The organism is Pseudarthrobacter sp. SL88 (assembly GCF_026672455.1).
Lineage (GTDB): Bacteria > Actinomycetota > Actinomycetes > Actinomycetales > Micrococcaceae > Arthrobacter.
The window spans coordinates 1183830-1204410 of record NZ_JAPPRD010000001.1 but is presented as its reverse complement, the minus strand read 5'-3'; the positions used below and the strand labels follow the sequence as shown (position 1 = coordinate 1204410).

Annotated in this window: 23 protein-coding genes; 9 read left to right on the top strand and 14 right to left on the bottom strand. The window is 65.3% G+C overall.

Going from position 1 to position 20581, the window contains the following annotated elements; all coding sequences use genetic code 11:
• Window positions 1-22 precede the first annotated feature (22 nt).
• From OVA06_RS05580 to sigE, 3 genes are all read right to left on the bottom strand, one after another.
• The gene (locus OVA06_RS05580) at window positions 23-436 is read right to left on the bottom strand and encodes a hypothetical protein (protein ID WP_056074974.1); all 414 of its coding nucleotides are present in this window, start codon (window positions 434-436) and stop codon (window positions 23-25) included.
• Window positions 437-505: 69 nt separating this feature from the next.
• The gene (locus OVA06_RS05575) at window positions 506-1369 is read right to left on the bottom strand and encodes an anti-sigma factor (protein WP_268156887.1); all 864 of its coding nucleotides are present in this window, start codon (window positions 1367-1369) and stop codon (window positions 506-508) included.
• Between the two features lie 7 nt (window positions 1370-1376).
• Window positions 1377-1991: an RNA polymerase sigma factor SigE gene (sigE, locus tag OVA06_RS05570; RefSeq protein WP_045729696.1), complete on the bottom strand. Its 615-nt coding sequence runs from the start codon at window positions 1989-1991 to the stop codon at window positions 1377-1379.
• A 228-nt stretch (window positions 1992-2219) separates the two neighbouring features.
• Between sigE and OVA06_RS05565 the strand changes: the two genes are divergently transcribed.
• On the top strand, window positions 2220-2852 hold the full coding sequence (locus OVA06_RS05565) for an O-methyltransferase (protein WP_268156883.1): 633 nt from the start codon (window positions 2220-2222) through the stop codon (window positions 2850-2852).
• Between the two features lie 113 nt (window positions 2853-2965).
• Here the strand turns inward: OVA06_RS05565 and OVA06_RS05560 are convergent, their stop codons facing one another.
• The 4 genes from OVA06_RS05560 to OVA06_RS05545 form a co-directional block, all read right to left on the bottom strand.
• Window positions 2966-3133: a DUF3117 domain-containing protein gene (locus OVA06_RS05560; protein WP_009357720.1), complete on the bottom strand. Its 168-nt coding sequence runs from the start codon at window positions 3131-3133 to the stop codon at window positions 2966-2968.
• A gap of 233 nt (window positions 3134-3366) precedes the next feature.
• Window positions 3367-4626 (bottom strand): hypothetical protein, encoded by a 1260-nt coding sequence (locus tag OVA06_RS05555; protein WP_268156881.1) that lies wholly within the window; start codon window positions 4624-4626, stop codon window positions 3367-3369.
• Window positions 4623-5048 carry a DivIVA domain-containing protein gene (locus OVA06_RS05550; protein WP_268156879.1) on the bottom strand — a complete coding sequence of 142 codons (426 nt, stop codon included), beginning with the start codon at window positions 5046-5048 and terminating at the stop codon, window positions 4623-4625. Before OVA06_RS05550 ends, OVA06_RS05555 begins: the two co-directional genes overlap by 4 nt.
• Before the next feature lie 39 nt (window positions 5049-5087).
• Window positions 5088-5870: a TIGR00730 family Rossman fold protein gene (locus tag OVA06_RS05545; protein ID WP_056074997.1), complete on the bottom strand. Its 783-nt coding sequence runs from the start codon at window positions 5868-5870 to the stop codon at window positions 5088-5090.
• 116 nt (window positions 5871-5986) lie between these two features.
• Here OVA06_RS05545 and OVA06_RS05540 point away from each other — a divergent pair, with 116 nt between their 5' ends.
• The 4 genes from OVA06_RS05540 to OVA06_RS05525 all read left to right on the top strand — a co-directional run bounded on the left by OVA06_RS05540 (window position 5987) and on the right by OVA06_RS05525 (window position 9273).
• Complete coding sequence (locus OVA06_RS05540) at window positions 5987-6742, top strand: amino acid ABC transporter ATP-binding protein (protein WP_056074999.1); 756 nt, start codon at window positions 5987-5989, stop codon at window positions 6740-6742.
• Between the two features lie 70 nt (window positions 6743-6812).
• Window positions 6813-7700 carry a glutamate ABC transporter substrate-binding protein gene (locus tag OVA06_RS05535; protein ID WP_056075001.1) on the top strand — a complete coding sequence of 296 codons (888 nt, stop codon included), beginning with the start codon at window positions 6813-6815 and terminating at the stop codon, window positions 7698-7700.
• Between the two features lie 86 nt (window positions 7701-7786).
• Complete coding sequence (locus OVA06_RS05530) at window positions 7787-8437, top strand: amino acid ABC transporter permease (RefSeq protein ID WP_056075004.1); 651 nt, start codon at window positions 7787-7789, stop codon at window positions 8435-8437.
• On the top strand, window positions 8434-9273 hold the full coding sequence (locus OVA06_RS05525; RefSeq protein ID WP_056075009.1) for an amino acid ABC transporter permease: 840 nt from the start codon (window positions 8434-8436) through the stop codon (window positions 9271-9273). The genes OVA06_RS05530 and OVA06_RS05525 overlap by 4 nt, the downstream gene beginning before the upstream one ends.
• A gap of 95 nt (window positions 9274-9368) precedes the next feature.
• Here OVA06_RS05525 and dapE read toward each other — a convergent pair whose 3' ends face one another.
• Entirely contained in the window at window positions 9369-10505 is a 1137-nt protein-coding gene (gene dapE / locus OVA06_RS05520; protein ID WP_268156877.1) for a succinyl-diaminopimelate desuccinylase, read from the bottom strand.
• Between the two features lie 51 nt (window positions 10506-10556).
• On the opposite strand from dapE, the gene dapD reads away from it, so the two are divergent.
• Together dapD and OVA06_RS05510 are read left to right on the top strand one after the other, a co-directional pair.
• A complete protein-coding gene (gene dapD, locus OVA06_RS05515) occupies window positions 10557-11597 on the top strand; it encodes a 2,3,4,5-tetrahydropyridine-2,6-dicarboxylate N-succinyltransferase (protein ID WP_056075015.1) in 1041 nt (346 codons plus the stop codon).
• A 7-nt stretch (window positions 11598-11604) separates the two neighbouring features.
• On the top strand, window positions 11605-12462 hold the full coding sequence (locus tag OVA06_RS05510) for a hypothetical protein (protein ID WP_268156874.1): 858 nt from the start codon (window positions 11605-11607) through the stop codon (window positions 12460-12462).
• A 14-nt stretch (window positions 12463-12476) separates the two neighbouring features.
• On the opposite strand, the gene OVA06_RS05505 is transcribed toward OVA06_RS05510, so the two are convergent.
• Window positions 12477-13088 carry a hypothetical protein gene (locus OVA06_RS05505; RefSeq protein WP_056075023.1) on the bottom strand — a complete coding sequence of 204 codons (612 nt, stop codon included), beginning with the start codon at window positions 13086-13088 and terminating at the stop codon, window positions 12477-12479.
• Window positions 13089-13181: 93 nt separating this feature from the next.
• Complete coding sequence (locus OVA06_RS05500) at window positions 13182-13799, bottom strand: TetR/AcrR family transcriptional regulator (protein WP_268156872.1); 618 nt, start codon at window positions 13797-13799, stop codon at window positions 13182-13184.
• A 104-nt stretch (window positions 13800-13903) separates the two neighbouring features.
• Here OVA06_RS05500 and galE point away from each other — a divergent pair, with 104 nt between their 5' ends.
• Complete coding sequence (galE, locus tag OVA06_RS05495) at window positions 13904-14917, top strand: UDP-glucose 4-epimerase GalE (protein WP_268156870.1); 1014 nt, start codon at window positions 13904-13906, stop codon at window positions 14915-14917.
• A gap of 87 nt (window positions 14918-15004) precedes the next feature.
• On the opposite strand, the gene OVA06_RS05490 is transcribed toward galE, so the two are convergent.
• From OVA06_RS05490 to fdxA, 3 genes are all read right to left on the bottom strand, one after another.
• Window positions 15005-16291: a citrate synthase gene (locus tag OVA06_RS05490; RefSeq protein ID WP_015937707.1), complete on the bottom strand. Its 1287-nt coding sequence runs from the start codon at window positions 16289-16291 to the stop codon at window positions 15005-15007.
• A 249-nt stretch (window positions 16292-16540) separates the two neighbouring features.
• Window positions 16541-17680, bottom strand: coding sequence for a succinyldiaminopimelate transaminase (gene dapC / locus OVA06_RS05485; protein WP_268156868.1), 1140 nt, complete (start codon window positions 17678-17680; stop codon window positions 16541-16543).
• Window positions 17681-17693: 13 nt separating this feature from the next.
• A complete protein-coding gene (fdxA, locus tag OVA06_RS05480; protein ID WP_009356972.1) occupies window positions 17694-18020 on the bottom strand; it encodes a ferredoxin in 327 nt (108 codons plus the stop codon).
• Window positions 18021-18153: 133 nt separating this feature from the next.
• On the opposite strand from fdxA, the gene OVA06_RS05475 reads away from it, so the two are divergent.
• The gene (locus tag OVA06_RS05475) at window positions 18154-18393 is read left to right on the top strand and encodes a putative acetyltransferase (RefSeq protein ID WP_082497259.1); all 240 of its coding nucleotides are present in this window, start codon (window positions 18154-18156) and stop codon (window positions 18391-18393) included.
• 138 nt (window positions 18394-18531) lie between these two features.
• Here OVA06_RS05475 and typA read toward each other — a convergent pair whose 3' ends face one another.
• Window positions 18532-20460, bottom strand: a complete 1929-nt coding sequence (typA, locus tag OVA06_RS05470) for a translational GTPase TypA (protein ID WP_056075034.1) — start codon at window positions 20458-20460, stop codon at window positions 18532-18534.
• Between the last annotated feature and the right edge of the window lie 121 nt (window positions 20461-20581).

The window sequence follows — 20581 nt, the reverse complement described above, 5'->3', positions numbered from 1 at the left end:
CACCCCCGCATGGCGGAACGCCTCAGGTGGCTTCGGTGTCGAACGGTGCGGCCTCGCCGGGTGGCAGGCTCTGCACTACGCGTTCCGGCCGTGACGGGGCGGACTCATCTGCCGCCCCTGCAGCTGCTGCGCCCGCAACGGCTGCCACTGCGGCCGGGGCGCCGGAGCTGACGGGCTTGGTGTCGTCATCCAGCAGCGCTTCCTTGATGATGCGCCGCGGGTCGTACTGCCGGGGATCGTACTTCTTCCAGTCGACATCGTCGATGTCGATGCCCACTTCTTCCTTGATCTGCTCGCGGGCACCGGACGCCATGCGCCGGACTTCCTTCACCAGGTTGGCGAGCTTCTGGGTATATTCGGGCAGCCTCTGTGGGCCGATCACCAGGACACCGATGATCAGCAGGAGGAAGAACTCCGGGCCGTTGATACCAAACACTTTAGGAAGATTACCCTCTCCGGGCTGCCAGAGACGATTCGCGCCCGGCGGGGACGGAAACAGCCTGCATTACTGGGTAAAGACGGCCACGATCCTGTTGATCCCGCGCTGTAACCGGTTTTCCAGAGGCTCCCCGGCGGCGTCTTGGGCATTGCCATCGACCCCCGCCGTGAGCCCCTCCGCGGCCACGCCGCCGACCCGCTCCAGAATGGGCCCTGCATCATCCGCCTGGTCGGCGGGCAGGTTCGATTCGAAAGTGAACGTCCGTCCCCCGGACGTGTAGGTGGCTGACCACGGCGAGGTTCCCAGGACCTGGACTGGACTGCCCTGGCGGCCCACCGCCTCCACCGACGCCGCCATATTGCCTGCGTGCAGCTCTGTCACCGTGGCGTAATGCGATCCGTCGCTAAGCCGCAGCTCCACCGCCGGCTGTCCGCCCCTGACAACGGCTTTGGCGGACTCCAGGCGGAATCCCATGGCTTCGAGCACCGGGCAGGCCCAGCCCTCCTGGCGCAGGCTGCTGAGCTGGTCCGCGGTGAGGGCCCTGCCGTCAGCGGGAGTGTGTGCCGAGACCTGGGCAAGCGTCGCCGGCGCCGCGGCATTTCCGGGGAGGGGTTCGCCGGCCGCAGCGAGGGCGCCGACGCCGAGGACACCTGCGGCGGCCACGGTACCGCCCGCGGCCATGGCCAGGACACGTGCGGCCGTGCGGGGGGCAGTGACGGAAGGCGTGGATGGAACCGGCTGGGCTGCCAGCAGCGACGTCCGTTCCAGGAGCCGCGCCGTCAGGTCATTGCTTGCCGGCGGGATGGGAGCCTCACGGAGCCGCTCCAAATACTGGCGTTCCCGGCGCATGGCCAAGGCGCATTCCGGACAGGACGCCACGTGGGCCGAGGTGCGCGCATGCCTGCCGCCGGAATTGAAGGGGGGCCTCATGAGCCGATCAGAGGATGCCGGCAATGCGCGGCATGGACAGTTTGCGCCGGGCGTGCTGCGGCCGGGGATCCCTGTGCGCGAGCTTCTCCCGCAGCATGGTCCTTCCGCGGTGGATCCGCGAGCGGACCGTCCCCAGCTTGACGCCCAGGGCCGCTGCCACCTCGTCATAGGACAGGCCTTCAAGGTCGCACAGCACGACGGCGGCGCGGAAGTCCGGCGGCAGTTCTTCCAGGGCGGCCTGGACGTCCAGGTCAAGGTTGTTCAGTTCGAAGCTCTGCTCCGGACCCGGCTCGCGTCCGGGAAGGCGGGACTCCGCGTCCTCGGCCAGGGCGTCAAACCGGATGCGGGTCTTGCGGCGCGCCTGGTCCAGGAAGAGGTTGGTGGTGATGCGGTGCAGCCAGCCATCCAGCGTTCCGGGCTTGAAGTTCTCCAGCGAGCGGAAGACGCGGACAAACACCTCCTGGGTGAGGTCCTCAGCGTCGAACCTGTTGCCGGTCAGGCGGTAGGCCAGCCGGTAAACTTTGGCCGAGTGGTTGGTGACCACTTCTTCCCAGGTGGGCCGGACCCAATCGGCTTCGGGATGTTGAACTGCAGGGACAGGTGCCACTACTGAAGATGACATCGTCCACTCCCCTCGTGGAATGCTAACGCCCGGATACTGTTGACATCTCTGATTCGGCGCCGGTCATCTCTTGGATGAGCGGATAATAATCATTTCAAACTTGGCTGGGAATTTCCTGACTGCCGGAGAGTTATGCCGTGGGCGCAACCGCCCGCCTGCCATACTGTTTCGCCCCGACCCATTAGGCTGTAGAAGACAACCCCCTCAACGCCCAGAAAGCGAACATGAATGAGCGCCGACAAGTCCATCAGCTGGTCCTTTGCAGAAGATCTGCCCGCTGAGGATGACGTCATGCTTCGGGCCCGGGAGCGTTCCTTTGAACTCGGCGTAACCCCCGTCGGCCCGGGGGTAGGGGCCGTCCTTACCGTCCTGGCGGCCGCCTCCAAGGCCCAGACCGCCGTCGAAATTGGCACGGGTGCGGGCGTGTCCGGCGTCTGCCTGCTCCGCGGTCTCGGCCCCCAGGCCGTATTGACCACCATCGACGTGGATGTTGAGCACCTGAAAGCCGCCCGCGAGGCCTACGCGGAGGCCGGCAGCCCTGCAAACCGGACCCGCACCATTTCAGGGCGCGCCGGCGACGTCCTGCCCCGTCTCACGGACAACGCCTACGACATCGTATTCATTGACGCAGACAAGCCCGGCCTGCCCGGCTACGTGGAGCAGGCCATCCGCCTCCTGAAGCGTTCCGGGCTGCTGATCATCAATGACGCCCTGGACAAGGACAAGGTCGCCAATCCGGCGGGACGCGAACCGAATACGGTCATCCTTCGGCAGGTAGGCAAGGCAATCCGCGAGGACGAGAGGCTGGCCACCGCCATGCTCCCCACCGGGGACGGATTGCTGGTAGCCGTCAAGAGGTAAAGCTGCCGGGTTTTCCGCCACGGCGTCGTGCCCGCTGGGGAAATGCTGCGCGTAAACGCAGCAGGGACGGAACAGGGCCCGCAGCGAAAGGCCGCGGACCCTGTCCGGCACGATTATTCGGTAACGCCTACCAGGCATTCCTTGAGGTTTGCCGCCTCTGCGGCGTTCAGCTCAACCACAAGACGCCCGCCGCCTTCGAGCGGGACGCGCATGATCAGGCTGCGGCCCTCCTTCGTGACTTCCATTGGGCCGTCGCCGGTGCGTGGTTTCATAGCAGCCATGAGGAATTCCCCTCCATTTAGTCCCAGGACTGTTCAGCCCGGTCGGGCTGTGTCCGCATGTCAATCAGGCCGCTATGACGGAGGGGCTCTCCACCGCCAAGGCTGCGCGTATTCTGAATGCTTTTTGTCCTTGCTTACTGACTATTATCCCGGAATTACCCGTACGTAGCTAATCGATGGACATTTTCGGCACGCCTTAATTCCGGGGTTGACCTGCACGGAAGCGCAATTAATCAGGGCGGGTAATCGCCGCCGCCGGGCAACTGCGCCCAGGCCCACAGCCACACGATCCACACCATCTGCAGCAGCAGGAACATTGTTACGGCAGTCCCCCGGTAAGCCCTCGAACGGGACAGCAGGACGGCGCCCAGTGCCAGCGGGAAAAGGGGCAACAGCATCCGGAAGGTGCTGGTCTGCGGGTGCAGGAAAACCACCAGGTAACCCATGTAGCAGGCGCACCATATGCGCATTTCGACGCCGAGACGCACCACCGGCGGAAGAAACAGCATGGCGCCGAACAGCGCCACGAAAACGAACGGGGCCAGGACGCCCAGCACGGGGCCGAAAAGTTCGACGCCGGTATCGAACCAGGGCCTGAATGGCACCAGGTCGTGTCCGCGCCACACCGTCTCGGTCTTGGTGTACGCCTCGATGTCGCCCGTGGCAGCCCACGCCGCGGCCGGCCAGGCAAGGGCGGATAGGCCCGCGACGCCGGTCAGTGTCCCCAGGCGGACCAGGTCTCCGGCCGAGTGCCCGGCGGAATGCGGTGTGCTCGCTTGTCCGGGCCGGAACCGGGATACCAGCCGGGCGAGGAAGAGTATCCCGAGCATCGCTGCGAAGGGGACACCCACCGGGCGGGACAGGCACATCAGCACCACGACGGGCATCGCCCACAGGTATTGCCTGCGGACCACCAGCAACAGCGCGGCCGCCAGCAGCAGGAGCGTGAGTGGCTCGGCATAGGGCACCTGCAGGACGGCCGATACCGGGAACGTGGCGAAGAACGCCACCCCCCACAACGCCTCTGCGTGGGCTGCTTTGTGCCGGAAGAGGACGTAGACCACCAGCGCGGCCGCCCAGCCGGACAGCATCGCGACGATGGTCAGCGAGGCCGCGGGGTTCAGCCCGGTCAGGCCACTCAGGCCGCGGGCCAGCGCCGGAAAGAGCGGGTAGAAAGCCCAGGCATTTTCCTGAACGTTGCCCAGGGCGTCAGTGGGCAGCTGGGACGGATAACCGTTGGCGATAACTTCGCCGTACCACCGGGCATCCCAGATATTGATGAAATTCCAGTAATCGGGCTTGGCCGGGAACCACGGATTGGGGCCTTGGTGCAGGGCGGCAGCCATGAAGATGCAGGCGCTGACGAGCCGGGAAACCACGTAGATGGCGGAGACCTGCACCCACCACGGCCAGCGGCGGAGCATGTCACCCGCCTTGGCGGCCGCAGCCTGCGCAGAACCAAGGTTCGCGCGGCGGCTGTCCACGGTGCTCACTGGACGTCCGCAGCGGATGGCGCGGTACCGCCGTCGGACGTCTTTCCGGGCTCGACGGCGGACACCGCGCCTTCGCTGTCCCCGCGACTGGCCTTGGCCTCCAGGGCCAGGAGGCGTGACCGCAGCTCGTCGGAATCCTTCCGGGCCGCCGCGAGCTGGTCCCGCAACTCGTCGAGGACCTGGTCCACCTGGTCCATGCGGTAACCCCGCAGGCCGAGCGCGAAACGCACCCCGTCCACATCGCGGGGCGCAGCGTCGGCGGGGAGCAGGACCGGCGGAAGGTTGGCCGGCGGCTGCTCAAACCCGCCGTCCAGCAGCGCGGGCAACGGCTGCCGGCCGGTCTTCCGCGAGCGCAGCCCGACGCCGGTCCACAGGACTGCCCCAACCAGCACGATGGCCAGGAAAACGAGAAAGAAGCTCACCGTCCCATCGTGCCAGAACCCTGCCGGGCGGGAAGCGCACTACTCCGGCCGCTGCTCCCCGTTCATTGGCGGGATGGGGCCGCCGTGGAGCACGCGCTGGACGGCCTCCGCAGGATCGTCCACCACCTGGATCAGGTCCAGGTCCTTCTCCGAGACCATGCCCTCAGCAACCAGGGTCCCCCTGATCCAGTCGATCATGGGGCCCCAGAACTCAACACCGAGAAGGACGATGGGGAATGACGTCACTTTGCGGGTCTGCACCAGCACCATGGCTTCGAACAGTTCGTCGAGGGTGCCCAGGCCGCCGGGCAGGACGATGAATCCCTGGGCGTACTTGACGAACATGGTCTTGCGGGCAAAGAAGTAGCGAAAGTTGATGCCGAGGTCCACCCACTGGTTCAGGCCCTGCTCGAACGGCAGTTCGATGCCGAGGCCCACTGAGACTCCGTTGCCTTCCACGGTGCCCCGGTTGGCCGCTTCCATGGAGCCCGGTCCGCCGCCTGTGATCACCGCAACGCCGGCCTCGGCCAGCTTGCGCCCCACTTCGACACCCATTTCGTAGTATTTGCTGCCGGGTTTCGTGCGTGCTGAACCAAAGACGCTGACTGCCTTGCCGACGTCCGCCAGGGCCCCGAAACCTTCAACAAATTCGCTTTGGATCCGCAGGACGCGCCAGGGGTCGGTGTGGACGAACTGGCCCGGGCCTTTGGTATCAAGCAAATGTTGGTCCGACATTTCCACCGCCGCCTGTTTGCGGCGGAGTTCAAGGGGGCCCTTACGGCGGGGTTGGATGTTCTTGGCCGGATCTGCACTGATGCTCATTCCCCAAGGCTAACGCGACTCCCGCCGCAGCCACGGCAGGTATCTCTTGAATCACGATGTGCAGGAACATGCCGTGATTCGCGTCATAACCCGCCGTTCTTCGCTAGATTCTTCCTATGACTACTCATGTGCCCGGCGATGCCCTCGTCTCCCTGAACGCCGTTAATAAGCATTACGGCCAGCTGCACGTTTTGAAGGACATCAACCTGCAGGTCCGCAAGGGCGAGGTTGTCGTGGTCATCGGGCCGTCGGGCTCCGGTAAGTCCACCCTCTGCCGCGCCATCAACCGCCTCGAGACCATCGAGGACGGCACCATCAGCATTGACGGGAAGGTCCTTCCCGAAGAAGGCAAGGCGCTGGCACAGCTGCGCGCCGACGTCGGAATGGTGTTCCAGTCCTTCAACCTCTTCGCGCACAAGACCATTCTCGAGAACGTGACCCTTGGCCCCATCAAGGTCAAGGGCGTCGCCAAGGCTGCTGCTGACAAGGACGCCATGGCCCTGCTCGAGCGGGTGGGCGTCGGACACCAGGCTCCGAAGCTTCCCGCCCAGCTCTCCGGCGGCCAGCAGCAGCGTGTGGCCATCGCCCGCGCCCTCGCCATGAAACCGAAGGTCATGCTCTTCGATGAGCCCACCTCAGCGCTTGACCCCGAAATGATCAACGAGGTCCTGGACGTCATGGTCCAGCTGGCCAAGGAAGGCATGACCATGATCGTGGTCACCCATGAGATGGGGTTCGCCCGCAAAGCCGCGGACCGGGTCGTCTTCATGGCCGATGGCCAGATCGTCGAGGACGCCACCCCCGAGGAGTTCTTCACGAACCCCAAGAGCGACCGCGCCAAGGACTTCCTCTCCAAACTCCTCACCCACTGATTCCCCTTCGAACAAACACTCCAAGTTCGCACCCAGGCCGTGATCCGCGGCCATCAATGAAAGGAATGTCATGAAGGCATTTTTGACCCGGCGGAAATCATTTGTTGTGGCGGCGACCGCTGCCCTTGCCCTGTCCCTGAGCGCCTGCGGCGGAGGCGACGCCGGCGGCGGAAGCAACCCCGCTCCCGTGGAAAAGCCGACGTTTGCTGCCGGCACCACCATGGAAAAGATCGCCTCGGCAGGCACCATCAAGATCGGCACCAAGTTCGACCAGCCGCTCTTCGGCCAGGTGGGCCTGGACGGCAAGCCCGTCGGTTTCGACGTTGAAATCGGCAAGCTGATCGCCGCCAAGCTGGGCATCGCTGCGGACAAGATCGAATGGTCCGAGACCGTCTCCGCCAACCGCGAACCCTTCATCGAGCAGGGCAAGGTTGACCTGGTAATCGCCACCTACACCATCAACGACAAGCGCAAGCAGGTTGTCAGCTTCGCCGGACCGTACTACGAAGCCGGCCAGGCCCTGATGGTGAACAAGGACAACGACTCCATCAAGAAGCCCGAAGACGTCAAGGGCAAGAAGGTCTGCTCCGTGACCGGCTCCACCCCGGCCGCCACCATCGTGGACAAGTACGGCGCGGAACTGGTTCCCGCTGCCACCTACTCCGCCTGCCTGGAGCCGCTGCGCAACAAGCAGGTTGAAGCAGTCACCACGGACAACGTGATCCTGGCCGGCTTTGTGGACAAGGAACCCGATGCCTTCAAGCTCGCCTCTGACGAGACCTTCACCAAGGAGCCCTACGGCATCGGCCTGAAGAAGGACGACACCGAGTTCCGCAACTGGATCAACGACCAGCTTGAGTCCTTCGACAAGGACGGCGACTACAAGAAGGCCTGGGAGGCCACCGCCGGTTCGGTCATCAAGACCGCGCCCGAACTGCCTGAGATCAACCGCTACTAAGGCTCAACGGCAGTGCCGGGGCGCGCTTAGGCAGCCCCGGCACTGCACTGTTCCCCTACCCTCCGCTTCTTGAGCCGAAGGAACCCATGGACGTCATCATTGAAAACCTCCCGCTGTACTGGGAAGGTTTTCTCCGCACCCTTTTCCTGTCAGTTGTTTCCGGGGTTATCGCGCTTGTACTGGGCACCCTCCTGGCAGCCGCCAGGGTCTCGCCGGTGGCAGCGCTTCGCGGTTTCAGCACTGCCTACGTTGAAATCCTCCGCAACACCCCCCTGACCATTGCCTTCTTCTTCGCAGCCATTGTGCTGCCACGCCTGGGCGTCCAGTTCGCCCAGTTCGAAGTGGCAGCCATCATTGCACTCAGCACCTACACCGCGGCGTTCATCGCTGAAGCTGTCCGCTCCGGTGTCAACAGCGTGCCCGTGGGCCAGGCCGAAGCCGCCCGCAGCATCGGCATGAACTTCGGCCAGGTCCTGAACCTCATCATCCTGCCGCAGGCCCTCCGGACGGTGATCCCGCCGTTGATCAACATCCTGATTGCCCTGGTCAAGAACTCGTCGGTGGCCGGCGCCTTCTTTGTCCTTGAATTGTTCGGCTACGGCCGCCAGCTGGCCAACGCCAACGGTGACCAGGTCATCACGGTCCTGCTGGGCACCGCGTTCTTCTATCTCCTTCTCACCGTTCCGCTGGGCATACTTGCCAGCACGGTGGAGCGAAAGGTGGCGATTGCCCGATGAGCTCGGTACTTTACGACGTTCCCGGCCCCAAGGCCCGCCGGATTTCCCTGATCGGTTCGGTGGTGGGCGGCCTGGCTATCCTCGGCCTGCTCGCCTGGATCATCTTCACCCTGGGCCAGCAGGGAATCTTTGAAGGCCGCCGTTGGCAAATCTTCACCCGGGCGGACGTGTGGCGGCTGCTCGGCAACGGGCTGGGGGCCACGCTGTCTGCAGCGGCGCTGGCCGCCGTCATCGCCTTCCCCTTGGGCCTGCTGCTGTGCCTGCTCCGGATCTCGGACGTCAAGCTGATCCGGGTCCCCACCCGGGTAGTCCTGGAGTTCCTCCGGGGCATGCCGGTGGTGCTGATGATGCTGTTCATCCTCCTCGGCTTTGGCACGTCGCAGTTTATTGCCGTCGTTGCGGGCCTGGTGGTCTACAACGCAGCAGTCTTTGCGGAAATCATCCGCGCCGGCATCCAGTCCCTCCCCAAGGGCCAACGCGAGGCAGGCCTGGCCATTGGCCTAACCAGCTTCAAGTCGCGGATGCTGATCGAACTTCCCCAGGCTGTCCGCCGGATGATGCCGTCCCTGGTGGCACAGCTCGTGGTGCTCCTGAAGGACACCTCGCTGGGCTACATCGTCGCCTACGGAGAACTGCTGCGGGCGGTCCAGCTCATGGCTGACGTCCTGGGGCCCGCGTTCCTCTTCCCGGTGTTCTTCGTGGCCGCCGGAATGTACATCGCCATTAACATCGCCATCTCGCGGCTCGCTGTGTGGATCGAACGGCGCGGTTCCAAGAAGGCGGCCGGTGGCACAGCCAAGGCCGACCCGGCTGTGGCGGAAGCCGGGGCTCCCTAGCCCCCGCGCGTTGCCTCTAAACAGTTGTGGCCCGGATCTGATGATCCGGGCCACAACTGTTTAAGCGCCAGGCCGCCGGGGGCGGCAGTTGGCGGTCAGTCCTGAAGCCAGTCCCGCAAGGCCCGAAGGCACTCACGGATGGCTTCCGCATCCACGTGTTCGTTGTCCTTGTGGGCCAACAGCGGATCACCAGGGCCAAAGTTCACGGCGGGGATCCCCAGTTCGCTGAACCGCGCGACGTCGGTCCAGCCGTATTTCGGCTTCGGCTCGGCTCCCACAGCGGCTACGAAGGATGCCGCAGCCGGGTGGTTCAGGCCGGGCCGGGCACCCGCGGCCGCATCGGTACGGACCACCTCGAAGCCTTCAAGAAGGTTCCGGACAACGGCCTCGGCCTCATCCGGCGACTTGTCCGGCGCGAAGCGGTAGTTGATCTCCACCACGCACCGGTCCGGAATAACGTTGCCGGCCGTTCCGCCGTTGATCTTCACCGCGTTCAGGCTCTCGCGGTAGTCGAGGCCGTCAACGTTAACGGTCAGTGGCTCGTAGGCAGCCAGCCGGGCCAGGATCGGGGCCGCCGCGTGGATGGCATTGCTGCCCATCCACGCCCGGGCCGAGTGGGCAGCCTCCCCGACGGTGGTGGCCTCGAAACGGCTGGTGCCGTTGCAGCCGCCCTCCACGGTTCCATGCGTCGGTTCCAGCAGGATGGCGAAGTCGCCGTCCAACAAGTGGCCGTGGTTACGGACCAGGCGCCCCAAGCCGCTCTTGACGGCCTCGACTTCCTCATGGTCGTAAAAGACGAAGGTGACATCGCGCTGTGGCTGGGCGCCGTCGTCGAACATGGTGGCAGCGAGGGCCAGCTGGACCGCGACGCCGCCCTTCATGTCCGTGGCACCGCGTCCGTACAGCACACCTTCCCCCGGTACACCGGATTCCCAGGTGGACGGCACGGTTCCCTTCGACCCCTCCGTCAGCGGCAACGGAACGGTATCGAGGTGCCCGGCGAGGATGACGCGTTCGGCCTTCCCCAACTCTGTGCGGGCGATGATGGAATCGCCGTCCCGAACAATCGTCAGCTGGGAAATGTCCGCCAATGCTGCTTCCACGGCGTCGGCAAGTTCCTTCTCGTTGCCCGAGACACTGTTGATGTCCATCACGGCTGCGGTCAGCAGCGCGACGTCCTGGCGGAGGTCCAGTGCGGGTACGGATGCGTGGGGGGTGGGTTCGGCAGTCACGAAGCCAGTCTAGTTCGAACCCTGGGGCCACCCCTCGATAGACTGGACCACATGACTGAGACCGCTTCCTCCGCCGTGCCCGAAACCCTGAACGACACCACTGACAGCCGCTCCGCCTATGGCTTTGGCGTTGCCACCATTGCTAGCGCCAGCGGCGATGGTTCGGCTGAAGCAACTGTCCTGGACGTGTGGTTCCCGGCACCGTCGCTGGGTATTGCCGCGGAGAACCTCCGCGCGGTGGAAAACGCCGATCCGACGCTGGCCCAGATCGCGGCCAACGGTGCCGACGAGGACCGTGGCACCGAGCAAAAAGTGGTCTTCGTCCAGATCCACCTCGACGAGGCACCGGCGGACACGGCGGACGCCTACCTCCGCCTGCACCTGCTCTCGCACCGCCTGGTCCGGCCCAACACCATCAACCTGGACGGAATCTTCGGCAAGCTCCCCAACGTGGTGTGGACCAACTTCGGTCCCGCCGCCGTCGAAGGCTTCGAACTCACGCGCGCCCGCCTCCGCCGCCGCGGCGCCGTCACCGTCTATGGCGTCGACAAGTTCCCGCGCATGGTGGACTACGTGGTGCCCGCCGGGGTCCGGATTGCCGACGCCGACCGCGTCCGCCTCGGTGCCCACCTGGCCGCCGGCACCACCGTCATGCACGAAGGCTTCGTGAACTTCAACGCCGGAACCCTGGGCACGTCCATGGTTGAGGGCCGCATCTCCGCCGGCGTGGTCACCGGGGACGGCAGCGACGTCGGCGGCGGTGCTTCGATCATGGGCACCCTCTCGGGCGGCGGCAAGGAAAAGATCACCATCGGCGAGCGGGTCCTGCTCGGAGCCAACTCCGGCGTCGGCATCAGCATCGGCGACGACTCCGTCGTTGAAGCCGGACTGTACGTGACGGCTGGTACCCGCGTTCGCGTCCCCGGCCCCAAGGACGAGGTGGGCGAAGACACCACAAAGATCGTCAAGGCCGCCGACCTTTCCGGTGTGCCCAACCTGCTCTTCCGCCGCAATTCCACCACCGGCGCCGTGGAGGTCCTCCCCCGCCAGGGCCAGACGGTGGAACTGAACGACGCGCTCCACGCCAACTGATTCCACGGTGGCACGCAGACGCGGCCTCCGCCGACTCGCTGTCCTGTTGCTCGTCCTGGTCCTGGTAGCCGGCGGCATCTACTCCGCAGTGTTTTTCGTGCAGCGCTCCGAGACCCTCGTTTCTGAGCGCTGCACGGCTGTGGTGGGCGACAGGAAGGCCGAACTGGCTCCGGACCAAGCCGTCTACGCATCGTTGATCACCGCCGTCGCGGTGCAGCGCGGACTGCCTCCCCGGGCTGCCAGCATCGCGCTGGCCACTGCCATGCAGGAATCGAAGCTGCGCAACATCGGCCACGGCGACCAGGCCGGACCCGACTCGCGCGGCCTGTTCCAACAGAGGCCGTCACAGGGGTGGGGAACCGAAGCCCAGGTCATGGACCCCTACTACGCCGTCAACGCGTTCTACGACGCCCTGGTGAAGGTGCCGGGCTACGAAACGCTCGAGATTACGGACGCGGCCCAGCGGGTGCAGCGCTCTGCCTTCCCCACCGCCTATGCCGAACACGAGGACATGGGCCGCTCCTTCGCGTCCGGACTGTCCGGCCAGACCCCCGGGGCTGTGCAGTGCACACTCCGATCCGCTGGCACTGCGGGTGACACGGGCGCGGTCCTGGCCGAACTTGGCCGCGCTTACGGAACCCTGCCGGCCACGGACGAAGGGCAGGCACTGGTGGTGGAGGCCAGCGGCAGCGCGGCGTGGTCCGTCGCCCAATGGGCCGTAGCCAACGCCAAGGGCCTTGACGTTGTCCGGGTGGACGTCGCCGGCAGGAGCTGGGACCGCGACGACCGCGCCGGGTGGCAGGACTCGGACGCGGCCGAAGGCCAGGTACGCATAACCGTGTCCCAGGCCTCCTCCGGTGCCTGAGCACCGGCTGCGGATCAGACGAGGATTTCCACCACCGGCTGCACGTAACTGCGGAACAGCTCCGGCTCGCCCATCAGCTGCTGGCTCATAATGATCTTGTCCGGCTCCAGGTACCACGCCCGGTGTTCGTTGAGCGGCAACTCGATGATGGACAGCTTGAAGTCACGCGAATCCCGGCCCACCTCCATGAGCCGGTCATCCACCATGTCGGTGAGCAGGTGATCAGCACCGTTGGCCTCCCGTTCCGCTTCCAGCTCTGCGTACTCGCTCCGCCGTTCCCTGGCCCAGGTCAGGGCGGAACCGAAGTGTGCCTGCAGGACCCGCTGGAGGGCGGGAGAGTTGCCGAACGCCTCGAAGTCCGGCGGCGAGAGGTCCGGCGAGGTGTGCGGGTAGGCCTTGAGCAGTTGTTCCCACCAGGCTTCCCACTCTGTTTTCAAGGCACCCAGACCGCCGACATCGGCGGTGAGGTGGCTGTGGTCGGCAGGGCGGACCTTGGGCTTGGCGTGCGAGAGCGCAGGGTGCCCGGCTCCGTTCAGTCCTGCAGTGTCGCGGAGAAAGAGCGCAATCATCATGGGCCCCGAGGTGTCCGTGGTGATCTGCCACCTGGAACCGCTTGCCTGCTGCATCCGAAGTCCTTCCTGGAGTACTTCCCTGCCCGGGCCGCCTGCACCATCCGCCAGCAGCCCCGGTTCCCAGTCTATTCCCGGTTCCACCCCACGTTAATGTCCTCGGCGCACCAGTCCGTCAAGATGGCGTTCCAGCACGCCGGTGCACATTTCCGCGGTCATCCACGCGGGCTGCAGCAGTGCGTGCATGCCCAGGCCGTCAAGAGTCGCCAGCAGCCGCTCGGCCTCGATCACCAGATTCTCCTGGGGCTCGTCCGCGGGCATCAGACCGGCTACGACGCGGCCGGCGATGGCTGCGACCTGCCGGTGGCTGCGGTCCGCCTCAGGCGCCAGGAAGGGTCTGATCCGGGCGGCACTCCTGAAGGCCATCAAGGCACAGATTTCCACGGCCCGCTCTTCGTCGAGCGGCAGCATCCCGCCCAGCAGTGTTAATACGGCCTGGCGGTGGGCAGCGCTGCCGGGAAGTGCAGCATCCGTGGCGGGGAGCATGGCCTGGAGCCGCCCCACCACCCGGTCCACAACGCTGGCAAAGGAGAACGCAAGAAGCTCGTCGCTGCCGGCGAAGTAGTGGCGGACGGACCCGACGGCGAGCCCGGCTTCGTCTGCCACCTCCCGCAGTGACGCCCGTTCCAGTCCGTCAACGGCAATAATGCGCAGGACGGCGTCTACTACATCCCGGCGCCGGGCGTCTGGGTCAACAATTTTGGGCACCCTTATTATTTAGCACACTTGTGCCCCAAACGCGGGACCAGCCACCCCTGCCCGGCATCCGGAACGCGGCGGCAGGCGGGGGCTGCGTTGGATAGGGTTGAGGCATGAAAATTCTGGTTACGGGGGGCACCGGCTACATCGGTTCCCACACTGTCCTTTCGCTGCAGGAAGCCGGCCACGACGTGGTCGTCATCGACAACCTGGTCAATTCCAGCGAAGAGTCCCTGCGGCGCGTTGCCGAGCTCAGTGGAAAGGAAGCGGAGTTCCACAACGTGGACCTGGTGGATGAAGCCGCGGTGGAGCGGGTCTTCGCCGGCGCCGGCATCGACGCCGTCATCCACTTTGCCGGGCTGAAGGCCGTGGGTGAGTCCGTCCGGGAACCGCTGAAGTACTATTACAACAACCTGGTGGGCACGCTGAACCTGATCCGCGTCATGGACCGCCATGACGTCCGGTCCTTCGTGTTCAGCTCCTCTGCCACCGTCTACGGCGAGCACAACCCCATCCCCTACGTGGAAAAGATGGAGATCGGCGCGAACAACCCCTACGGCCGCACCAAGGAGCAGATCGAGGACATCCTCTCGGACCTCGGCGATGCCGACCCGCGCTGGCACATCGCACTGCTGCGCTACTTCAACCCGGTGGGCGCCCACCCCTCCGGCAGGATCGGCGAAGACCCGCAGGGCATCCCGAACAACCTCGTGCCGTTCATCGCCCAGGTGGCGGTGGGCCGCCGCGAGAAGCTGATGGTCTTCGGTGGCGACTACGACACCCCGGACGGTACGTGCCTCCGCGACTACATCCACGTGGAAGACCTCGCCGAAGGCCACGTCGCGGCACTGAACTACGTGGCCGCCCGTGCGGGCGTGTTCCGTTGGAACCTCGGTTCCGGCCGGGGTTCATCGGTACTGGAGGTCCTCCGCTCCTTCGAAAAGGCAGTGGGCGAGCCCATTCCCTACGAGATCACGGAGCGCCGCGCGGGCGACCTCCCGGCCTTCTGGGCGGACGCCGCCTCCGCACTGGCGGACCTGGGCTGGTCCACCACCAAGACCGTGGACCAGATGTGCGAGGACCACTGGCGCTGGCAGAAGAACAACCCGCAGGGCTACGCCTCCTGACGCTTTTCAACTACCGGTACGACCGACGGCGGCCGCCCACCTTTAGAAGGTGGGCGGCCGCCGTCGTAATATCCTGCGCGGCGCAGATTAGCGGACCGGGTAGTCGCGCTCCGGTTCGCCGATGTACAGCTGGCGCGGGCGGCCGATCTTGGTGTTCGGGTCGCTGATCATTTCACGCCACTGGGCGATCCAGCCGGGGAGGCGGCCGATGGCGAACAGCACGGTGAACATCTTTTCGGGGAAGCCCATGGCCTTGTAGATGAGGCCGGTGTAGAAGTCCACGTTCGGGTAGAGCTTGCGCTGGATGAAGTAGTCATCGCTGAGCGCCTTCTCTTCGAGGCGGAGCGCGATGTCCAGCAGTTCGTCGTTGCCGCCGAGCTTGGTGAGGATCTCGTGTGCAGTGGCCTTGACGATCTTGGCGCGCGGATCGTAGTTCTTGTAGACGCGGTGCCCGAAGCCCATGAGGCGGACTCCGTCTTCCTTGTTCTTGACCTTTTCCATGTAGTCCTCGGGCTTGAGGCCCTCGGCCTGGATCTGGCGCAGCATCTTGAGCACAGCCTCGTTGGCGCCGCCGTGGGCGGGGCCGAACAGGGCGTTGATGCCGGCAGAAACGGAGGCGAACAGGTTGGCGTTGGACGAGCCCACCAGGCGCACCGTTGACGTGGAGCAGTTCTGCTCGTGGTCCGCGTGCAGGATGAGGAGCAGGTCGAGGGCTTTGGCGACCACCGGGTCAACCTCGTACTGCTCGGCCGGAAGCCCGAAGCTCAGGCGGAGGAAGTTCTCCACCAGGTTGTGGGAGTTGTCCGGGTACAGCATGGGCTGGCCGATGGACTTCTTGTGCGCGTACGCAGCGATGACCGGCAGCTTGGCCATGAGGCGGATGGTGGAGACCTCCACCTGCTCGGCGTTGAACGGGTCCAGCGAGTCCTGGTAGAACGTGGACAGCGCGGACACTGCGGACGACAGCACCGGCATGGGGTGCGCGTCGCGGGGGAACCCGCCAAAGAAGCCCTTCAGCTCCTCGTGCAGGAGGGTGTGGCGCCGGATCTTCTGGTCGAACTCGTCCAGTTCCGTGGGAGTGGGCAGGTTGCCGTAGATCAGGAGGTAGGACACCTCAAGGAAGCTGGAGTGCTGTGCCAGCTGCTCGATGGGGTACCCGCGGTAGCGCAGGATGCCCGCATCGCCATCGATGTAGGTGATCGCGGACGTGGTTGCCGCGGTGTTCATGAAGCCGGGGTCGAAGGTGACTGCGCCCGTCTGCTTCAGGAGCTTGGAAACGTCGTAGCCTTCGTTTCCTTCAATAACCTGGATGCGCGGCAGCTTGAGCTCTCCGCCTGCGTGGAGCAGGGTGGCCGCGTTGTTGGTCTCAGTCATGGAGTCCCCTTCATGAGGCTTCTCGGCCTCTGTCGAAAGCTTGATCCAACATCAGGTGAGCCGCGCACTTGAGCCTGAGAAGACAGGATCCAACACCCGGACTGCCTTCTTGTAGAAAGCCACCATTGATAGTCACTTAAAAACTACCGCCAGTTGGGCACGTGTCGCTAATCCGGGTTGGCGCTGGGACCCCTAAAATACCGGCAGTGTGTTGCGAGTCACATGATTGTTACGGGATCACACACGTGATCAGGCCAACCGCTCCACAGCCGCGCCGATCCGTTCGTCGGAGCCGGTCAGTGCGACGCGGACGAAGCCGTTGCCGGCTTCGCCGTAGAAGACCCCGGGCCCCACAACGATGCCGCGATCGGCAAGGCGCGCAACGGTGTCCCAGGTGCTCTCACCCGCGGAGCTCCAGAGGTAGAGCCCGGCGTCGGAATCCTTGATCTCGAGGCCGAAACCGCGCAGGGCGGGTACCAGCTGCTCCCGGCGACCGCGGTAGAGGTCCTTCTGGGCCTCGACGTGCGCATCGTCACCGAGCGCCACCCGCATGGCCTCCTGGACCGGGAACGGAACAATCATTCCGGCATGCTTGCGGCTGTTGACAAGGTTGGGCATCAGCGCCGGGTCACCGGCAACGAACGCCGCCCGGTAGCCGGCCACGTTCGACTGCTTGCTCAGCGAGTACACCGCCAGGAGACCTTCATGGGATCCGCCGGCCACGCGCGGATCCAGGATGCTGGGGACCGGCTGGCCGCCGCGCTGGACGTCCCAATCCCCCCAGCCGAGTTCTGCGTAGCACTCGTCCGAAGCAACCACGGCGCCGAGCTCCCGCGCCTGGACCACCAGCACCTTCAGGGACTCGACGTCCCGCACGCTGCCGGTGGGATTTCCCGGGGAGTTGACCCAGATGAGGCGCACGCGGGAGCGGACCGCGTCGTCGAGCTCATCCAAGTTGTCCGTGGCCACGGAGGTGACGCCGCCGAACGTCGCGCCGATGTCGTACGTGGGGTAGGCCACCTTGGGACGTACGACGACGTCTCCCGGCTTCAGGCCCAGCAGCAGCGGGAGCCACGCGACAAGTTCCTTCGAACCCACCGTAGGCATGATGTTGCGGGGGTCGAGGCCGGATACTCCGCGGCGGCGCTCGAACCAGCCTGCAATGGCTTCGCGGAGCGCGGGTGTTCCATGAACCGTGGGATAGCCCGGGGCGTTGGCTGCAGCCTTCAGCGCGTCCTGGATGATGGCAGGCGTGGGGTCCACCGGTGTTCCGATGGACAGGTTGACTGCCCCGCCCGGGTGTTCGGAAGCCTTCGCCAGGTATGGTGCCATGGCCTCCCACGGGTAGTCGGGCAGGTCCAGGCCGAATGTGCGCACTGCAGCGGTCACCGTTACGCCCGTATCAGTGGTCTTGGTTCTGCGGGGGCAGCGCGGCGATCATCGGGTGGTCCTTGCCGGTGTTGCCGATCTTCGCGGCGCCGCCGGGTGAACCGAGGTCGTCGAAGAACTCGACGTTTGCCTTGTAGTAGTCAGCCCACTCGTCCGGGGTGTCATCCTCGTAGTAGATGGCTTCCACGGGGCACACCGGCTCGCATGCGCCGCAGTCGACGCATTCGTCCGGATGGATGTACAGCGAACGCTCGCCCTCATAGATGCAGTCGACCGGGCATTCCTCGATGCATGCCTTGTCCTTGACATCTACACACGGCTGCGCGATTACGTACGTCACGTCCCTGGCCTCTCCACGTTGGTCCCGGCATCCCGCCGGCTCTTTCGCCCGGCGCGGCCGGACTATTGACATCTGAGCCTATTATCTCCCACGCCGTTCCCGCGAACCTAGCCGGGCCTCCTAGTATGAAGTGGTGACGCTGCCCACCCCCGCTCCCGCCGGTTTCCTGTCCGCTGCCGTCCCCGGAATCCGCGTCGTGGTGCGGTACCGGATCGAGGGAGGCCTCACTGACGCCCTGGGCCACCTTGTCTCGTGCGACGGCGGTGCGTGCACCGTCCGGACGCGGCAGGCCGACGTCGTGATCCCCCTCGCCGCCGTGGTGGCGGCGAAAGAGGTACCTCCGGCGCCGGAGCGGCGCCGCCCGCGCTCCTGAGCAGCCGCCCGTGGCGCACCGTGGCGAAGGGGCGTGCCCTGCCCATCCAGTGGCCCCGTGCCCTGAGCCGCAATTCCTCGTTAAACGCGGAATGCCGCCGGCGTGGGAGCCGGCGGCATTCTGCGGTGTTGCGGTGTGTTACGACTTGGCGCGGGCGCGGGCGGCCTTGGCACGCTCGTTGGTGTCCAGGATGACCTTGCGGATGCGGATGGCGTCCGGAGTCACCTCAACGCACTCGTCTTCGCGGGCGAATTCGAGGGACTCCTCGAGCGTCAGGTCGCGCGGGGGCGTCAGGTTCTCGAAGGTGTCGGAGGAAGCCGCACGCATGTTGGTGAGCTTCTTTTCCTTGGTGATGTTGACGTCCATGTCGTCTGCGCGGGAGTTCTCGCCGACGATCATGCCCTCGTAGACCTCGGAGGTGGGCTTCACGAAGAAGGAGCCACGTTCCTGCAGGTTGATCATGGCGAACGGGGTGACCACACCGGCCCGGTCAGCAACCATGGAACCGTTGGTGCGGTATTCGATGGGGCCGGCCCACGGCTCGTAGCCTTCGGAGATGGACGCTGCGATGCCGGCGCCACGGGTGTCCGTGAGGAACTTGGTGCGGAAACCGATCAGGCCACGGGCGGGAACGATGAATTCCATCCGGCACCAGCCGGTGCCGTGGTTGGCCATGTTGGTCATGCGGCCCTTGCGGGCAGCCATCAGCTGCGTGACGGCGCCCAGGTACTCTTCGGGGACGTCGATGGTCATGTGCTCCATCGGCTCGTGGATCTTGCCGTCGATGGTCTTGGTGACCACCTGCGGCTTGCCCACGGTCAGTTCGAAGCCTTCACGGCGCATCTGCTCGACGAGGATGGCCAGGGCCAGCTCGCCACGGCCCTGGACTTCCCAGGCGTCGGGACGCTCGGTGGGCAGAACCTTGATGGAGACGTTACCGATCAGTTCCTTGTCCAGGCGGTCCTTCACCTGGCGCGCGGTGACCTTGGCGCCCTTGACCTTGCCGGCCAGCGGCGAGGTGTTGATACCGATGGTCATGGAGATCGCGGGATCGTCCACGGTGATCAGCGGCAGCGGCTGCGGGTTCTCGGCGTCGGTCAGGGTCTCACCGATGGTGATTTCCTCGATACCTGCAACGGCGACGATCTCGCCGGGGCCTGCGGACTCGGCCGGGACGCGGTCCAGGGCCTTGGTGGCCAGCAGTTCGGTGATCTTGACGTTCTTGAGTTCACCGTTGGCGCGTGCCCAAGCGACGGTCTGGCCCTTGCGCAGGGTGCCGTTGTAGATACGGAGCAGAGCGAGGCGGCCCAGGAACGGGGACGCGTCAAGGTTGGTGACGTGCGCCTGCAGGACACCCTCCGGGTTGTACGTGGGAGCGGGGATGTGCTCGATGATGGTCTTGAACAGCGGCTCAAGGTCCTCGTTGTCCGGGGCGGCGCCATCGGCGGGCTGGTCCAGGGAGGCGCGGCCAACCTTGGCGGCAGCGTAAACAACGGGAACTTCGAGGATCTTGTCCAGGTCAAGGTCCGGAACTTCGTCCGCGAGGTCAGAGGCGAGGCCCAGCAGGAGGTCCATGGACTCGTGGACGACCTCCTCAATGCGGGCGTCGGGACGGTCGGTCTTGTTGACCAGCAGGATCACCGGCAGGTGCGCGGCCAGGGCCTTACGGAGGACGAAGCGGGTCTGCGGCAGCGGACCTTCGGACGCGTCCACGAGGAGGACGACGCCGTCGACCATGGACAGGCCGCGCTCCACCTCGCCACCGAAGTCGGCGTGGCCGGGGGTGTCGATGACGTTGATGGTGATGGTTTCACCATTGGACGACGGTCCGTTGTAAGCCACAGTGGTGTTCTTGGCCAGGATGGTGATGCCCTTTTCGCGCTCCAGGTCACCGGAGTCCATCACGCGGTCTTCGAGGTGGTTGTGCTCGGCAAAGGAGTTGGTCTGCTTGAGCATGGCGTCAACCAGCGTGGTCTTGCCGTGGTCAACGTGGGCCACAATCGCGACGTTGCGGAGGTCACTGCGCGAGGCAGTGGCTACCGCGGTGTTGGTGGTGGTTTCAGACATGCGTAAAGACTCGATTCCGTGGTCAGCTGTAGTCATCGCGACATTTCCGACCGAAACGCACGACAGATCAGGCCCATAACACAGGGCTCCTTCAACAAGTCTAACCGCAGGGGCAAGTGAT